Origin of the sequence: Streptomyces sp. NBC_00483, from assembly GCF_036013745.1 — a bacterium.
Classification (GTDB): Bacteria; Actinomycetota; Actinomycetes; order Streptomycetales; family Streptomycetaceae; genus Streptomyces.
Map to the genome: position 1 here is coordinate 6,529,654 of NZ_CP107880.1, position 15,006 is coordinate 6,544,659.

A 15,006-nucleotide genomic window follows, 5' to 3' on the forward strand; every position below is an offset into this window, starting at 1 on the left:
TATTTGAAGAGCCGAAGGGGCGGTTACGGGTGAGTGCGTCGGGCACGGCCGCGGCCGGACAGGTCGAGCACATGCTGCGCCAGGTGACGCCGGGACGCTACGACGCGTACGAGGCGCTCCTCAAGGCCCTCGCCGACCCCGCGGCCGGGCAGGTCTGGATGCTGCTCTGGCACGGCCAGGCCGGATCCCCGGACGCCCAGTACGGGAACATGGAGGTGGACGGCTTCTCGTACGCCCCGTGCGTCACGTCCGCCCAGGAGCTCTCCGCCTCCGGCTGGTCGCGGGCGTACGAGGTGGTGAGCGGGGTCGACGCGGCGCGCACGCTGTACCCGGACCACTACGGGCTCTGGCTGAACCCGCACGCGCCGGGTGGCGGCGTCGGCATCCCGTGGCTCGACCTGCGCCGCATCGCGGGCGGCCTCGACCGGCAGCCGGCGGGACCGCTGCGGCTCTCCGAGCCCGCGATCGAAATCCCCCAGTTCTACGCGGTCCTGACGCAGAACGCGCATCGCACGACGGCGATCCGCTCCCTGCGCCGCGCCTGGGTCCAGCCGACGCTGGGCGCGCCCTACCTCGCCATCGGCCTGGACGTCTACGACACGTCTCCGGCGTCCGTGGACGCGGTGCGGGCGATGATGCAGCAGTCCATCCCCGCGGTCCCCGAGGGGCTCCCGGTGTCCACCGTGGCGATGTCGGACGAGTACGACCCGGTGGCGATGTGGCTCCGTCAGGCACGGCCGTTCTATGACCGTGAGGCGCACGCGGCACCGGCGGCTCCCGCCGGGGGCGGGTACGGGTATCCGCCGCCTTACGGCGCTACGTACTGAAAAATGTCCTCAAACGCCGGGCAGGCTGGATAATTCCAGCCTGCCCGGCGTTTGAGGACATCTTTTGAGCCCGCTCAGCGACCAACTCCCGCCCCTCCGGGAGGATTTCGGGAAGGGGCGGGTTGGGGAGAGAAACACGGGTGTGACACCCAATGTCCGCTCTACGACACCTTCCACCCCAACTGCCCACCGTCCGCCTCCCGTTCACGGCAGTCCGGATAACGGAACACCCCAGCCAGCATCACGTTTAGGCATCCTTTCGCCGTCAAGTCTGGCAACAGATCACACCCAGGTTGAAGACTCCCGCAGCAAGGGGGCTTCGCCTCTGTGTACGACGGACTGAACCACGCCGCCACAGCGGCAAGTGCGGGCCGGTCACCGCCGGTTGAGAGGGGTCCCTGCCACGATGACGGCACCATTGCACGACACGAGCGCGGAAGCGGTACCGAGCGCACCGGTCGAGCCTGCCAAGGACGACGGAGGTCGCAAGGTCGAGGGACGGTCGCTCAAGCAGATCGCCTGGAACCGGCTCAAGCGCGACAAGGTCGCCCTCGGCGGTGGCATCGTTGTCGTGCTCCTCGTCCTGGTCGCGGTCTTCGCGCCGCTCATCGTCAGCCTGCTCGGCCACCCGCCGAACGAGTTCCACCAGGACAAGCTCGACCCGCTGACGAACCTGCCCCAGGGCGCGCTCGGCGGCATCAGCAGCGACTTCCTGCTCGGCATCGAGCCGAACAAGGGCCGTGACGTCTTCAGTCGCATCGTCTACGGCGCCCGGATCTCGCTGCTCGTCGCGTTCCTCGCGGCGATCGTCGCGACGGTGCTCGGCACGCTGTTCGGCATCATGGCCGGTTACTTCGGCGGCTGGGTCGACACGGTGATCAGCCGTGTGATGGACGTGCTGCTCTCGTTCCCGCAGCTGCTCTTCATCATCTCCCTGGTCTCGGTGCTCCCGGACGACCTGCTCGGCCTGACCGGCAGCGGGGTGCGCATCGCCGTCCTCGTCATGGTCATCGGCTTCTTCGGCTGGCCGTACATCGGACGCATCGTCCGAGGGCAGACGCTCTCGCTGCGGGAGCGCGAATACGTGGAAGCGGCACGGTCGTTGGGCGGTGGCAAGCGGCACATCCTGTTCCGCGAACTGCTGCCGAACCTGGTCGCGCCGATCGTCGTCTACATGACGCTGATGATCCCGACCAACATCCTCACGGAGGCGGCGCTCAGCTTCCTCGGTGCGGGTGTCAGGCCGCCCACGGCCTCCTGGGGCGGCATGCTCCGCGACGCCCTGGAGACGTACGAACACGACCCGATGTTCATGATCGTCCCGGGTGTCACGATCTTCATCACCGTTCTCGCGTTCAACCTCTTCGGCGACGGGCTGCGCGACGCCCTCGATCCCAAGGGCACCCGGTAGCGCCGTACAAGTCCAACCGGCTTTTACAGAACTGCCCCTGCAGCACCGTCAGGCGGCTTGACTCCATGGTTCTCCGGCACTTGGTCCGGGACCGCGATCTCGGAGGTTACGAGAAAATGCCCACAGGTTCCTCGAAACGACGGCTTGCCGCCGGCGCCGCCCTCGTGGTCGCGGCGCTGGTGTCGACCACGGCGTGCGGCGGTGGCAGCGACGACGACTCCAAGGACTCGTCCAAGGGCGCCGGTTACGACGCGGCGTACAACAAGGTCGCCAACCCTTCGAAGGCGAAGGGAGGCACGCTGCGCATGGTCGGCAAGCAGGACCTCGACTCCGCCGACCCGCAGCGCGCCTACTACGGCATGTCCTGGGACTTCATGCGGTTCTACACGCGCCAACTGGTCACCTACGCGCCCAAGCCGGGCGAGGCGTCCAACGAGCTCGTCGGCGACCTGGCCAAGGCCCCCGGCAAGATCTCCGACGACGGCAAGACGTACACGTACAACCTGCGTGACGGCATCACCTGGCAGGACGGCTCGCCGATCACGTCCAAGGACATCAAGTACGGCATCGAGCGCATCTGGGCGGCGGACACCATCACCGGTGGCCCGCAGTACCTGAAGCAGAACCTGGACCCCAAGGGCGAGTACAAGGGCCCGTACAAGGACACGTCCAAGGACAAGCTCGGCCTGAAGTCGATCGAGACGCCGGACGACCAGACCATCGTCTTCAAGCTGCCGAAGCCCAATGGTGACTTCGAGCAGTTCCTCGCCATGCCGTCCGGCTCGCCGGTCAAGCAGGACAAGGACACGAAGGCCAAGTACACCCAGTCGCCGTTCTCCTCGGGCCCGTACAAGTTCCAGTCGTACAAGGCCAACAAGAAGATCGTGCTGGTGCGCAACGACAAGTGGAAGCGGTCCTCGGACCCGGTCCGCGCCGCGCTCCCGAACAAGGTCGACGTGACGATCTCCGCCAACCTGGAGGAGAACGACAAGCGCCTGATGGAAGGCGACTACGACGTCGACATGAACGGCACCGGCATGACCCAGTCGGGTCGCGTCACCGCCGTCCAGGACCACAAGGACAACGTCGACAACATGCGGACCTCCTTCGTCCGCTACGTCGCCCTGGTGCACAAGGCCAAGCCGTTCGACAACGTGCACTGCCGCAAGGCCGTGTTCTACGGAACGGACTTCGCGGGCCTGCAGCAGGTGCGCGGCGGCAAGCTGGCCGGTGGTGACATCGCCAACTCGACGCTGCCGAAGTCCATCAAGGGCCACACGGACTACGACCCGTACGGCATCCTCGCCCGCAAGGGCAAGCCGGACACGGCCAAGGCCAAGTCCGAGCTGAAGGAGTGCGGCAAGCCGAGCGGCTTCTCCACGAAGATCACCGCCCGTACCAACAACCCGGGCGAGGTCGACACCGCCGAGGCGCTGCAGGAGCAGCTCGCCAAGGTCGGCATCAAGGTCGAGGTCGACTCCTTCGACGGCGCCGAGTCCGCCTCGGTCACCGGTTCCCCGAAGGTCGTCAAGTCGCGCGGCTACGGCATGATCATGAGCGGTTGGGGCCCGGACTTCCCGTCCGGACAGGGCTTCGGCCAGCCGCTGTGGGACAGCCGCTTCCTCGCGCAGACCGGTAACTACAACGAGTCCGAGATCGACGACCCGAAGATCGACGGGGCCTTCGACAAGGCGATCGCCGAGACCGACACCGACAAGGCCGGGAAGATCTACGAGGGCCTCGACAAGCGGATCCTCGACCAGGCCGACTGGATGCCGTTCATCTACGAGAACAACATCACCTGGCGTGGTTCGCGTCTGACGAACGCCATGATGGCCGACGCGTACAGCGGCCGCTACGACTACGCCTCCCTGGGCGTCGTCAAGTAACACCCGCGCCGGGGACCGGAGTTGATCCGGTTGCCGGCCCCTTCCGCTCCGCCGCCGAAAACCCGCCAGTCCGAAGGGCAGGTGATGGCCCCGGGCGACGGTCGTGGGCCCCCACAAGGGGCCGGCGGCCGCCGCCGGGCCGCGCACAGTGCTTGCTTATCTCATCCGGCGCCTGTTCGCCGTTGTCATCATGGTGCTCGTCGTGCTTCTCGCGACCTTCACCATCTTCTTCATGCTGCCCAAATGGGCGGGTCAGGACATCGCCGTCCTCTTCGCCGGCAAGTCGTCCGGAGCCGAGCAGCTCGCCGGGATCCGGATCAAACTGGGGCTCAACGACCCTCTGCTCGTCCAGTTCTGGGACTTCGTCAAGGGCATCCCGATGGGGCGCGACTACGCCAACGGCAGTGACGTGACCCACTGCGCGGCGCCCTGCTTCGGGTACTCCTTCCGCACGGAGGAACCCGTCTGGACCACCCTCAAGGACGCGCTCCCCGTCACCGCCGCGCTCGCGGCCGGCGCCTGCGTGCTGTGGCTGATCGGCGGCGTCGCCACCGGCGTCGTCTCCGCCCTCAAGCGCGGCACCATCTGGGACCGCGCCGCCATGACCACCGCCCTCGCCGGCGTCTCCCTGCCGGTCTTCTTCACCGGCATGGTCGCGATGGGGATCTTCGTGCACAGCCTCGGCTGGGTGCACATCGCCGACTCGCTCTCCACCGAGGACTCGATCGGCACCTGGATCGAGACACTGATCCTGCCGTGGATCGTGCTCGCCTTCCTCAACGCCGCGATGTACGCCCGGCTCACCCGCGCCACCATGCTGGAGATCCTCGGCGAGGACTACATCCGCACCGCGCGCTCCAAGGGCCTCGGTGAGTCCTCGGTCATCACCCGGCACGCGCTGCGTTCCGCGATGACGCCGATCCTCACCGTCTTCGGCCTCGACCTCGGCGTGCTGCTCGGCGGCGCCGTGCTCACCGAGTCCACGTTCAACCTGCCGGGCCTCGGCCTCGCGGCGGTCCAGGCCATCAGCAACAAGGACCTGCCGGTGATCCTCGGCGTGACGCTCATCGCGGCCCTCGCGATCGCCGTCGCCAACCTCGTCGTGGACCTTCTGTACGCCGTCATCGACCCGCGAGTGAGGCTGGGATGACCGAACTGCACAAGACCGGAGCGGCGGTGGGTGAACCCACCGCGGCCTCCGGCGCCCCCAGCTCCTTCCTCGAGGTCCGTGACCTCAAGGTGCACTTCCCGACCGACGACGGCCTGGTCAAGTCCGTCGACGGGCTCTCCTTCAAGCTGGAGAAGGGCCGCACCCTCGGCATCGTCGGCGAGTCGGGGTCCGGCAAGTCCGTCACCTCGCTCGGCATCCTGGGCCTGCACACCACCGGCCAGTACGGCCGGCGCAAGGCGCAGATCAGCGGCGAGATCTGGCTGGACGGCACCGAGCTGCTCACCGCCGACCAGAACACCGTGCGCAAGCTGCGCGGCCGCGACATGGCGATGATCTTCCAGGACCCGCTGTCGGCCCTGCACCCGTACTACTCGATCGGCCGGCAGATCGTGGAGGCCTACCGGGTCCACCACGACGTCGACAAGAAGACCGCGCGCAAGCGGGCCATCGAGATGCTCGACCGGGTCGGGATCCCGCAGCCGGACAAGCGGATCGACTCCTACCCGCACGAGTTCTCGGGCGGTATGCGCCAGCGCGCGATGATCGCGATGGCGCTCGTCAACAACCCCGAGCTCCTGATCGCCGACGAGCCGACCACCGCGCTCGACGTGACGGTGCAGGCGCAGATCCTCGACCTGATCCGCGACCTCCAGAAGGAGTTCGGCTCCGCCGTCATCATGATCACGCACGACCTCGGGGTCGTCGCGGAGATGGCCGACGAGCTCCTGGTGATGTACGGCGGCCGCTGCGTCGAGCACGGCACCGCGGACCAGGTCTTCTCCACGCCCCAACACCCGTACACCTGGGGTCTGTTGGGCTCGATGCCGCGCATCGACCGGGAGCAGACCGAGCGGCTCACCCCGGTCAAGGGCGCCCCGCCCAGCCTCATCAACCTGCCGAGCGGCTGCGCCTTCAACCCGCGCTGCCCCTACGCGGACGTGCCCAAGGACAACATCACGCGCACCGAGCGCCCCGAACTGCGCGAGATCGGCTCCGGCCACTTCTCGGCCTGCCACATGTCGGCCGACGAACGCGAGCGGATCTGGACCGAAGAGATTGCGCCGAAGCTGTGACGGACGCCGCCGAAGGATCCAAAGGACCTGAGACCGAGACTGAGACCGAGATGACGCCCTCCACGATTCCCCAGCAGGCGACGACCTCTCCGGACGCCGCGGCCGGCGAGCCGCTGCTCAGGGTCGACGGCCTGGTCAAGCACTTCCCCATCCGCAAGGGCCTGCTCAAGCGGCAGGTCGCCGCCGTGCAGGCGGTCGACGGGCTCTCCTTCGACGTCCGCGCGGGGGAGACCCTCGGTGTCGTCGGCGAGTCCGGCTGCGGAAAGTCCACCATGGGCCGGCTGATCACCCGGCTGCTGGAACCCACGGGCGGGCGCGTCGAGTTCGAGGGCACGGACATCACGCACCTGAGCACCGGGGGCATGCGCCCGCTGCGCCGTGACGTCCAGATGATCTTCCAGGACCCGTACTCCTCCCTGAACCCGCGCCACAACATCGGCACGATCGTCGGCGCCCCGTTCAAGTTGCAGGGCGTCAAGCCCGAGGGCGGCGTGCGAAAGACGGTCCAGGAGCTCCTGGAGAAGGTCGGCCTCAACCCCGAGCACTACAACCGCTATCCGCACGAGTTCTCCGGCGGTCAGCGGCAACGCATCGGCATCGCGCGGGCGTTGGCCCTGCGGCCGAAGCTCGTGGTGGCGGACGAGCCGGTCTCGGCGCTCGACGTGTCGATCCAGGCGCAGGTGGTCAACCTCCTGGACGACCTCCAGGACGAGCTGGGCCTCACGTACGTGATCATCGCGCACGACCTCTCGGTCATCCGGCACGTCTCGGACCGGATCGCGGTCATGTACCTCGGCAAGATCGTCGAGTTGGCGGACCGCGACGACCTGTACTCGACGCCGATGCACCCGTACACGAAGGCGCTGCTCTCGGCCGTCCCGGTACCGGACCCCAAGCGCCGCGGCGCCAAGAGCGAGCGCATCCTGCTGCGCGGCGACGTCCCCTCGCCGATCGACCCGCCGACCGGGTGCCGCTTCCACACGCGGTGCTGGAAGGCGACGGAGCTCTGCAAGACGACGGAGCCCCCGCTGATCCCGTTGGCCAGGGCCCACCAGGTCGCGTGCCACCACCCGGAGAACGCGGCGGACCAGGCCCCGCAGGACTCCCAGCTCCTCCAGGTGGCAAAGGAGGCGATCGACGTGATCACGGTGCCGGAGTCGGTCGAGTCGGTCGAGTCGGTGGAGTCTCCGGAGGACGGTATTTCAAGCCCCGCCGGCGATTGAGGCGCGGGGTCCGGGGCAGAGCCCCGTGGCGTACACCCCGGTGCGGGTGAGCGTTCCAGGGGCGCCAACCCCGCCCTAGTGGCGTGTACATGGCCCAAAAGGGTCATGTACACGCACACCGCCGAGCGGCAGAGTTCCGCTGTCCGTTACACCGGAACCCGCTCGAAGGGACGCCCCATGGCCCTCTCCCGTTCGGCACGCCTGGCCGCGCTCACCGTCGCCGCCGCCTCCTTCTGCCTGATAGCCGCCGCACCCGCCCCCACCCCCGGCTCCGACGGCATCGGCGACCCGTACTTCCCACAGCTCGGCAACGGCGGCTTCGACGCCGAGCACTACGCGCTCGACGTCGCGTACAACCCCGACACCGACCGCCTCGACGGCCGCACGACCCTCACCGCGCGCGCCACCCAGAACCTCTCCGCCTTCGACCTCGACCTGCAGAAGCTGACCGTCACCAAGATCGAAGTGAACGGCAGACGCGCGGACTTCACCCGCAGCGGCGACGAGATACAGGTCAAGCCCCGCACCTCGCTCGGCAAGGGCAAGACCTTCACCACGACCGTCACGTACGGCGGAGTCCCCGAGCCCCTCAGCGGCCCCATCGTCTTCGGATCCGACTACGGCTGGATGAAGACCGCGGACGGCGTCTTCGTGGCCTGCGAGCCGAACGCCGCCTCCACCTGGTTCCCGTCCAGCGACCACCCGTCCGACAAGGCCACGTACGACATCCGTATCAAGGCCCCGAAGGGCCTCACCGGCGTCTCGAACGGCCGCCTCGTCGACACGTACGACACCGACAAGGGCAAGCAGACCGTCAACCACTGGCGCGAGACGAAGCCCATGGCGACGTATCTCGCGACCGCCAGCATCGGGAAGTTCGACGTCAAGACCGGCCGCACCCCCGCCGGTACGCCCATCTACGTAGCCATCGACCCGGTCCTCGCGAACAGCAACAACGTCGACGTGTACGCCGTGACCGCCGAGGCCACCGACTACTGGTCGCAGGTCTTCGGCCCGTACCCCTTCGAGGAGACGGGCGCGGTCGTCGACGACATGCCGCAGGCCGGCTTCTCGCTGGAGACGCAGACCAAGCCCAGCTACTCCGCCGTCCGCTCCGAGTCGACCATCGTGCACGAGCTGGCCCACCAGTGGTTCGGCGACTCCGTCTCGGTCGAGCAGTGGAAGAACATCTGGCTCAACGAGGGCTTCGCCACGTACGCCCAGTGGCTGTGGACCGAGCACAAGGGCGGCGCCTCCGCCCACGACTCCTTCCTCGCGGGCTACAACTCCCGCCCCGCGGACTCCTCCTTCTGGCAGGTGAAGGTCGGCGACCCGCAGCGCGACACGATGTTCGCCTCCGCCGTCTACCAGCGCGGCGCGATGACCCTCCAGGTGCTGCGCGAGCGCATCGGCGACAAGGCGTTCTTCAAGCTGCTGCCGCAGTGGACCAAGCTGCACCGCTACGACACTGCCCAGACGTCCGACTTCATCGCCCTCGCCGAACGGGTCTCGGGCCAGCAGCTCGACGACCTCTTCGACACGTGGCTGTTCACGACGGGCAAGCCCAGCCTGTAGGGCCCCCACGGGCGCGGCGAGTAAGAATGTCGCGTGCTCCAGGAACTGTTCACGCCCTCCGTCCAGCATTGGCTCGACCTCATCGGGATCTTCGTCTTCGCGATCTCCGGTGCCCTGATGGCCGTCCGCAAGAACTGGGACGTCTTCGGGATCGCCGCGCTCGCCGAGGTCACCGCGCTGGGCGGAGGGGTCTTCCGTGACCTGGTCATCGGCGCGGTGCCGCCGGCCGCGTTCACCGACCTCGGCTATTTCGTCACGCCGCTGGTCGCCGCCGCGCTCGTCTTCTTCCTGCACCCGGAGGTCGAGCGCACCCAGACGGCGGTGAACGTCTTCGACGCGGCGGGCCTCGGCCTGTTCTGCGTCACGGGCACGACGAAGGCGTACGACTACGGGCTCGGGCTCACCGCGTCCGCCGCGCTCGGCCTCGCCACCGCGGTCGGCGGCGGTGTGCTGCGCGACATCATCGCCAACGAGGTGCCGTCCCTCGTGCGCTGGGACCGCGATCTGTACGCGGTGCCCGCCATGGTCGGCGCCGGGATCGTCGTCCTGTGCATCCACCTCGACGCCCTGGACGGCTTCACCAGCGCCCTCGCGGTCCTCACCGCCTTCGTTCTGCGACTGCTCGCGATGCGCTACCACTGGCGGGCCCCGCGCGCCTGGAACCGCAGGTCGGCGGGGGTGGATGTGACGGAGGAGACGCCGTAGCCGGGGACTGGGGCGAGAGGAAAGCTACCGCTCAGTAATTACCTGTTGTACGTTTCCGGGTATGGCAGACGCAGTATCCACGCAGAGTCGCCCGGCCGTCATCGGCGACAGCGAGTTCGACCGCGACACCGCCGTCACCCGGCGCGCGGGCGAACCCGGTGTCTACGACATCGACCTCTCCGCGGGCTGGACGATCATCAACGCCCTCAACGGCGGCTACCTCCTCGCCGTGCTCGGCCGCGCCCTCGCGGACGCCTTGCCGCACGACGACCCGTTCACGATCTCGGCGCACTACCTGACCGCGTCCGCGCCGGGCCCCGCCGTGATCAGGACGGACGTGGCCCGCTCCGGCCGCACCCTCTCCACGGGACAGGCCTCCCTCTTCCAGTTCGCGGAGGACGGCAGCGAGGTCGAGCGGATCCGGGTCATCGCCTCGTACGGTGACCTGGACGCGCTCCCCGACGATGTGCGCACGAGCGCCGAGGCGCCCGTCATGCCGCCCTTGGAGGAGTGCTTCGGGGCGGGCGACGCACCCGAGGGCGCGCCGCCCGTGCCCGGCAGCAACGCGATCTCCGACCGCCTGCACCTGAAGCTCGACCCGGCCACGCTGGGCTGGGCGCTCGGCGCGCCGTCCGGCAAGGGCGAGATGCGCGCCTGGTTCGGCCTCGCCGACGGCCGCGACATGGACCCGCTCTCGCTGCTGCTCGCGGTGGACGCGCTGCCGCCCACGGCCTTCGAGATGGGCCTCAAGGGCTGGGTGCCGACGGTCGAGCTGACCGTCCACGTGCGCTGCCGCCCGGCCCCGGGGCCCGTCCGCGTGTCGATCACGACGCGGAACCTGGCCGGCGGCTTCCTGGAGGAGGACGCCGAGATCTGGGACGCGAAGGACCGCCTGGTGGCCCAGTCGCGCCAGCTGGCGAGGGTCCGGCTCGGCTGAGCTCTACGAACGACTGAACCCTACGAACGCAGGAACTCGCCCAGTACGGCGGCGAGTTCCGCGGGCGCGTCCTCCTGGACGAGGTGCCCGGCGCCCTCGATGATCCGCAGCTCGGCGCCGGGGATCAGCTTGGCCAGCTCGTGCGCCCGCGCGACCGGGATCCAGGTGTCCTCGGCGCCCCAGCAGACGAGTACGGGCAGGTCCAACTCCCCGTAACGGTCCTGGATGTCGTCGGTGGCGGCCCACAGGGGGTTCTGCTCGATCTGCCGGTAGAAGGAGTCCTTCCCGGCCTCGGTCAGCCAGGGCGCGACCACGCGCGCGTGCGTCTCGGGGTGCAGCCCGTGGTGGCTGCCGGAGGCGATGTAGCGGTGCACGAGCGCCTCGTGCAGGTCGGGCGGCAACTGCCGGAACACGTCGGAGTGTTCACCGAGCAGCCGGTACGTGGGGGAGCCCCACGGCCGGACGGCCACCGGGTCGACCAGGGCGAGGCGCGCGTACGCGGCGCCGTGCACCAGGTGTGCGCGCAGCGCGATGCAGCCGCCGAAGTCGTGGCCCACGACGGTCGGCAGCTGCTCCGCCCGGCCGCCGGTGAGGCCCCAGTGGTCGAGCAGCTCGGTCAGGACGCGGGCCTGGGTGTCGAGCGAGAGGTCCTGGTCCTGACGCATCTCGGAGACGCCGTAGCCGGGCAGGTCCCATACGTGGACGCGGTGTCGGTGCGCGAGTGCGCGGGCCGGCTCACGCCAGACGTACGACGAGAACGGCGTGCCGTGGACGAGGACGACGGGCGGCGCGTCGGCCGGTCCGAGAGCGGTCCAGCGGACTTCGCCGGACGAACTGGAGAAGCTTCGGTCGAGGTTCCAGTCGGCTGCTGTCATGACCGTAACGCTAGTTGGTCATGACACGTCGAGCCAGTGTTTTCGGCCGATGCTCACCAGGCGCAGCTGCCGCTCGGCCTGCCGCGCCACCCGCCCGAAGTCCTCGGTATCCGTGCTGAGCAGCAGCGATGCCGTCTCCAGCATGTGATCGACGTACAGGTTCGCCAGCATCATCAGGTCCTCCTGGCTCCAGCCCGCCGCGTCGGGGTCGTGGCGGAGCGCCTCCCGCACCTCGTCGGCGAACTGTGCGAGCTGCTCGCCGATCGCCTCCCGCACCCGCTGCACGCCGCCGTGCCGCTCGCGCGCGATGAAGCGGACGTGTGCGGGGTACGCCTGCACGTGACGGGCGATCAACTCGATGGTGCGCGCGATGCGTTCGTCGCTGTCCCACGTCGCCGTCAGCGCGTCGCGGATCACCGCGTGCAGGCTGCCGAGCGCCTCCTCGACCAGGGCCACTCCGAGGTCGGCCGTGCTCTCGAAGTGCCGGTAGAACGCGGTCGGGGTCACGCCCACGGCGCGCGTCACCTCGCGCAGGCCGAGGCTGCTGAGGCTCTGGTCCTCCAGTAGCTCCAGCGCCGCGTCCAGGAGCGCCTGTCGGGTTTTTTGCTTCTGCGCCTGACGGGCGCCGAGGGTGTGACTCATGTCATCCAGTTAACAACTGTTCTCTGTGATGGGGAAGTCGAGTCGCGAGCTAGACTCAATAGTCAGTGAACAGTTGTAACCCAACTTTTCGAGAGGCTTCCATGCTGTTCCTCGTAGCGGCCCTCCTGCTGCTGGGCTTCGCGCTCGGCACCGTGGCCCACGCCCCGCTGCCCGTCACGCTCGTCGCGGCCGCCGTCATCGGCGTCTGGCTGGCCGTCTTCGCGGTCCGCGAGCGCCACGCGCGCCGCAGGCACCAGCACTGAACCGTCAGCAGTTCACGTTCAGCAGTTCACGCTCTCAGGGGGTATCACCGTGCAACTCACCGCAGAATCGCGCACCACAGAGCCTCGTACCGCGGAACCGCGTACCGCGGAACCGCGCACCGCAGAGCCGCGCGCCGAGGAGCCGGGGACGAAGGCCCGCTCCGTCGGACGGCGTGACGTCGACGGCATGGCCGTCGCCTCGTTCGTCCTCGGTCTGGTCGGGCTGCTCGTCATGAACGTCTTCCTCGGCCCCGTCTCGATCGTCCTCGCGTCCGTCGCCCTGTGGCGCGGCACCGAGCGGCGCGGCCGCGCCTTCCTCGGGCTCGGTCTCGGCGTCGCCGACCTCGTCGTGCTCGGCGCCCTGATCGCCGCCGACGGCACGATGTCCTGGAGCATTACGGGCTGACCGTCGGGTGCACGCACGTGGGCTCGTAGAATCGAGCCCACCATGGCTTACCTCGACCACGCCGCGACCACTCCGATGCTCCCGGAGGCGGTCGAGGTGATGACCGCCCAGCTTGCCGTCACCGGCAACGCCTCGTCCCTGCACGCCGCGGGGCGCCGCGCCCGCCGCACCGTCGAGGAGTCCCGCGAGACCCTCGCCGAGTCCCTCGGTGCCCGGCCCAGCGAGGTCGTGTTCACCTCCGGCGGCACCGAGGCCGACAACCTCGCCGTCAAGGGCCTGTACTGGGCGCGCCGCGCGGCCGACCCGGCCCGCACCCGCGTCCTCGCCAGCCCTGTCGAGCACCACGCCGTGCTCGACGCCGTGCACTGGCTCGCCGAGCACGAGGGCGCGATCGTGGAGTACCTGCCGGTCGACGCGCACGGCCGGGTGCACGCCGAAGCGCTCCGCGAAGCGATCGAGCGGAACCCCGACGACCTCGCGCTCGCCACGGTCATGTGGGCCAACAACGAGATCGGCACGATCCAGCCGGTGCGTGAACTGGCCGACGTGGCAGGGGAGTTCGAGGTCCCGCTGCACGCCGACGCGGTGCAGGCCTACGGCCAGATCCCGGTCGACTTCGCCGCCTCCGGGCTCGCCGCGATGACCGTGTCGGGCCACAAGGTCGGCGGTTCCTACGGCATCGGTGCCCTCCTTCTCGGTCGTGAGTACACCCCCGTCCCCGTGCTGCACGGCGGCGGGCAGGAGCGGCACGTCCGCTCCGGCACGCTCGATGTCCCGGCGATCGCGGCCTTCGCCACGGCAGGCCGGATCGCGACCGAGCAGCGCGAGTGGTTCGCCCGCGAGATCGGCGCGCTCAGGGACGACCTGGTCGACGCCGTCCGGTCGGCCGCTCCCGAGGCGATCCTCGGCGGCGACCCGGCACCCGGCGGCCGGCTGCCGGCCAACGCCCACTTCACCTTCCCCGGCTGCGAGGGGGACTCGCTCCTCCTTCTCCTGGACGCCCAGGGCATCGAGTGCTCCACGGGCTCGGCCTGCACCGCGGGCGTGGCCCAGCCCAGCCACGTCCTGCTCGCGACCGGCACGGACCCGGACCTGGCGCGCGGCACGCTCCGCTTCTCCCTCGGCCACACCACCACGAAGGCCGATGTGGAAGCGGTGGCGACGGCGATCGGGCCGGTGGTGGAGCGGGCGCGGTCGGCGGGGCTCTCGTAGGGCGCTGTCACGCCTCGGCTGTCATGCCTTGACGCCCCGGCTGTGACGCCAGCGCTGTTACGTCAGCGCTGTCACGCCTTGGTGGAACCGGCCCGCTCGTACGCCGCCTTCACCAGGCGTATGTACCGGTCCCAGTCCCAGTTCGGCCCCGGGTCGGTGTGGTCGGTGCCCGGCACCTCGACGTGCCCGATGATGTGCTTCCGGTCGACCGGTATGTCGTAGCGCCTGCAGATCCGGGCGGTGAGCCGCGCGGACGACTCGTACATCGCGTCGGTGAAATCGGCCGGCCGGTCCACGAAGCCCTCGTGCTCGATGCCGACACTGCGCTCGTTGTAGTCCCGGTTGCCCGCGTGGAACGCGACGTCCAACTCCCGGATCATCTGCGCGATGTGCCCGTCCTGCCGGACCACATAGTGCGCGGCCGCCCCGTGCCACGGATCCTTGAAGACCTTCAGCGTCCCCTGGTAGCTGCCCTGGGTGACATGGATGATGACCCGGTCGATCGTGTAGTCGTCCGGCCGGTCCGCCCGCCGCCAGTTCGCCGACGCCGCGGCCACCCACTCCGCGCCCTTGAAGTCCACCGCGCCGGCCTCGCGCGGCTTGTCGACGCCCGGCATCTGCCACCACATGCGGGCGAGATCGCCGCGCGCGAGCAGCCCGACGCCCACGGCCGAAGCGGCCCCGCCGATGATCAGCGTCCGCCGGCTGACACCACGGTCATGGTCCCCGCCGCGGCCCTTCCCGGACCCGGCTCCCTGCTTCCCCATATGACGCCCCCGTCAGTCCCGTACGAGATC

General features: G+C 69.3%; 15 protein-coding genes. 11 read left to right on the forward strand and 4 right to left on the reverse strand.

Going from position 1 to position 15,006, the window contains the following annotated elements; all coding sequences use genetic code 11:
• Positions 1-29 precede the first annotated feature (29 nt).
• The 9 genes from OHA73_RS29400 to OHA73_RS29440 all read left to right on the forward strand — a co-directional run bounded on the left by OHA73_RS29400 (position 30) and on the right by OHA73_RS29440 (position 10,811).
• Positions 30-827, forward strand: coding sequence for an enhanced serine sensitivity protein SseB C-terminal domain-containing protein (locus OHA73_RS29400; RefSeq protein ID WP_266714324.1), 798 nt, complete (start codon positions 30-32; stop codon positions 825-827).
• A gap of 406 nt (positions 828-1,233) precedes the next feature.
• Positions 1,234-2,238, forward strand: a complete 1,005-nt coding sequence (locus tag OHA73_RS29405; RefSeq protein ID WP_266714326.1) for an ABC transporter permease — start codon at positions 1,234-1,236, stop codon at positions 2,236-2,238.
• 116 nt (positions 2,239-2,354) lie between these two features.
• Entirely contained in the window at positions 2,355-4,127 is a 1,773-nt protein-coding gene (locus OHA73_RS29410) for an ABC transporter substrate-binding protein (protein ID WP_327656537.1), read from the forward strand.
• A 148-nt stretch (positions 4,128-4,275) separates the two neighbouring features.
• A complete protein-coding gene (locus OHA73_RS29415; RefSeq protein ID WP_327656538.1) occupies positions 4,276-5,277 on the forward strand; it encodes an ABC transporter permease in 1,002 nt (333 codons plus the stop codon).
• Positions 5,274-6,371 (forward strand): ABC transporter ATP-binding protein, encoded by a 1,098-nt coding sequence (locus OHA73_RS29420; RefSeq protein WP_327656539.1) that lies wholly within the window; start codon positions 5,274-5,276, stop codon positions 6,369-6,371. The genes OHA73_RS29415 and OHA73_RS29420 overlap by 4 nt, the downstream gene beginning before the upstream one ends.
• Before the next feature lie 50 nt (positions 6,372-6,421).
• Positions 6,422-7,594 carry an ABC transporter ATP-binding protein gene (locus OHA73_RS29425; RefSeq protein WP_327656540.1) on the forward strand — a complete coding sequence of 391 codons (1,173 nt, stop codon included), beginning with the start codon at positions 6,422-6,424 and terminating at the stop codon, positions 7,592-7,594.
• A gap of 177 nt (positions 7,595-7,771) precedes the next feature.
• Positions 7,772-9,169 carry a M1 family metallopeptidase gene (locus OHA73_RS29430; protein WP_327656541.1) on the forward strand — a complete coding sequence of 466 codons (1,398 nt, stop codon included), beginning with the start codon at positions 7,772-7,774 and terminating at the stop codon, positions 9,167-9,169.
• Positions 9,170-9,202: 33 nt separating this feature from the next.
• A complete protein-coding gene (locus tag OHA73_RS29435; protein ID WP_266714336.1) occupies positions 9,203-9,874 on the forward strand; it encodes a trimeric intracellular cation channel family protein in 672 nt (223 codons plus the stop codon).
• A gap of 61 nt (positions 9,875-9,935) precedes the next feature.
• Complete coding sequence (locus OHA73_RS29440) at positions 9,936-10,811, forward strand: thioesterase family protein (RefSeq protein WP_267069164.1); 876 nt, start codon at positions 9,936-9,938, stop codon at positions 10,809-10,811.
• Positions 10,812-10,831: 20 nt separating this feature from the next.
• On the opposite strand, the gene OHA73_RS29445 is transcribed toward OHA73_RS29440, so the two are convergent.
• A complete protein-coding gene (locus OHA73_RS29445; protein ID WP_327656542.1) occupies positions 10,832-11,686 on the reverse strand; it encodes an alpha/beta fold hydrolase in 855 nt (284 codons plus the stop codon).
• An 18-nt stretch (positions 11,687-11,704) separates the two neighbouring features.
• The gene (locus OHA73_RS29450; protein WP_266714342.1) at positions 11,705-12,328 is read right to left on the reverse strand and encodes a TetR family transcriptional regulator; all 624 of its coding nucleotides are present in this window, start codon (positions 12,326-12,328) and stop codon (positions 11,705-11,707) included.
• Positions 12,329-12,429: 101 nt separating this feature from the next.
• Between OHA73_RS29450 and OHA73_RS29455 the strand changes: the two genes are divergently transcribed.
• Complete coding sequence (locus OHA73_RS29455; RefSeq protein ID WP_266714344.1) at positions 12,430-12,591, forward strand: hypothetical protein; 162 nt, start codon at positions 12,430-12,432, stop codon at positions 12,589-12,591.
• 34 nt (positions 12,592-12,625) lie between these two features.
• On the opposite strand, the gene OHA73_RS45785 is transcribed toward OHA73_RS29455, so the two are convergent.
• Positions 12,626-13,141 (reverse strand): pentapeptide repeat-containing protein, encoded by a 516-nt coding sequence (locus OHA73_RS45785; protein WP_443063144.1) that lies wholly within the window; start codon positions 13,139-13,141, stop codon positions 12,626-12,628.
• On the opposite strand from OHA73_RS45785, the gene OHA73_RS29465 reads away from it, so the two are divergent.
• Positions 13,040-14,209, forward strand: a complete 1,170-nt coding sequence (locus OHA73_RS29465) for a cysteine desulfurase family protein (protein ID WP_327656543.1) — start codon at positions 13,040-13,042, stop codon at positions 14,207-14,209. The two genes, OHA73_RS45785 and OHA73_RS29465, sit on opposite strands and share 102 nt — an antisense overlap.
• A gap of 71 nt (positions 14,210-14,280) precedes the next feature.
• Here OHA73_RS29465 and OHA73_RS29470 read toward each other — a convergent pair whose 3' ends face one another.
• Positions 14,281-14,976: an N-acetylmuramoyl-L-alanine amidase gene (locus OHA73_RS29470; protein WP_327656544.1), complete on the reverse strand. Its 696-nt coding sequence runs from the start codon at positions 14,974-14,976 to the stop codon at positions 14,281-14,283.
• Positions 14,977-15,006 lie beyond the last annotated feature (30 nt).

What these genes read in the sequence shown, in the direction of transcription:
- OHA73_RS29465 (WP_327656543.1), top strand. Translation starts at nt 13,040, where the DNA reads ATGGCTTACCTCGACCACGCCGCGACCACTCCGATGCTCCCGGAGGCG.
- OHA73_RS29440 (WP_267069164.1), top strand. Translation starts at nt 9,936, where the DNA reads ATGGCAGACGCAGTATCCACGCAGAGTCGCCCGGCCGTCATCGGCGAC.
- OHA73_RS29425 (WP_327656540.1), top strand. Translation starts at nt 6,422, where the DNA reads ATGACGCCCTCCACGATTCCCCAGCAGGCGACGACCTCTCCGGACGCC.
- OHA73_RS29430 (WP_327656541.1), top strand. Translation starts at nt 7,772, where the DNA reads ATGGCCCTCTCCCGTTCGGCACGCCTGGCCGCGCTCACCGTCGCCGCC.
- OHA73_RS29420 (WP_327656539.1), top strand. Translation starts at nt 5,274, where the DNA reads ATGACCGAACTGCACAAGACCGGAGCGGCGGTGGGTGAACCCACCGCG.
- OHA73_RS29455 (WP_266714344.1), top strand. Translation starts at nt 12,430, where the DNA reads ATGCTGTTCCTCGTAGCGGCCCTCCTGCTGCTGGGCTTCGCGCTCGGC.
- OHA73_RS29470 (WP_327656544.1), bottom strand. Translation starts at nt 14,976, where the DNA reads ATGGGGAAGCAGGGAGCCGGGTCCGGGAAGGGCCGCGGCGGGGACCAT.
- OHA73_RS29450 (WP_266714342.1), bottom strand. Translation starts at nt 12,328, where the DNA reads ATGAGTCACACCCTCGGCGCCCGTCAGGCGCAGAAGCAAAAAACCCGA.
- OHA73_RS29410 (WP_327656537.1), top strand. Translation starts at nt 2,355, where the DNA reads ATGCCCACAGGTTCCTCGAAACGACGGCTTGCCGCCGGCGCCGCCCTC.
- OHA73_RS29405 (WP_266714326.1), top strand. Translation starts at nt 1,234, where the DNA reads ATGACGGCACCATTGCACGACACGAGCGCGGAAGCGGTACCGAGCGCA.
- OHA73_RS29445 (WP_327656542.1), bottom strand. Translation starts at nt 11,686, where the DNA reads ATGACAGCAGCCGACTGGAACCTCGACCGAAGCTTCTCCAGTTCGTCC.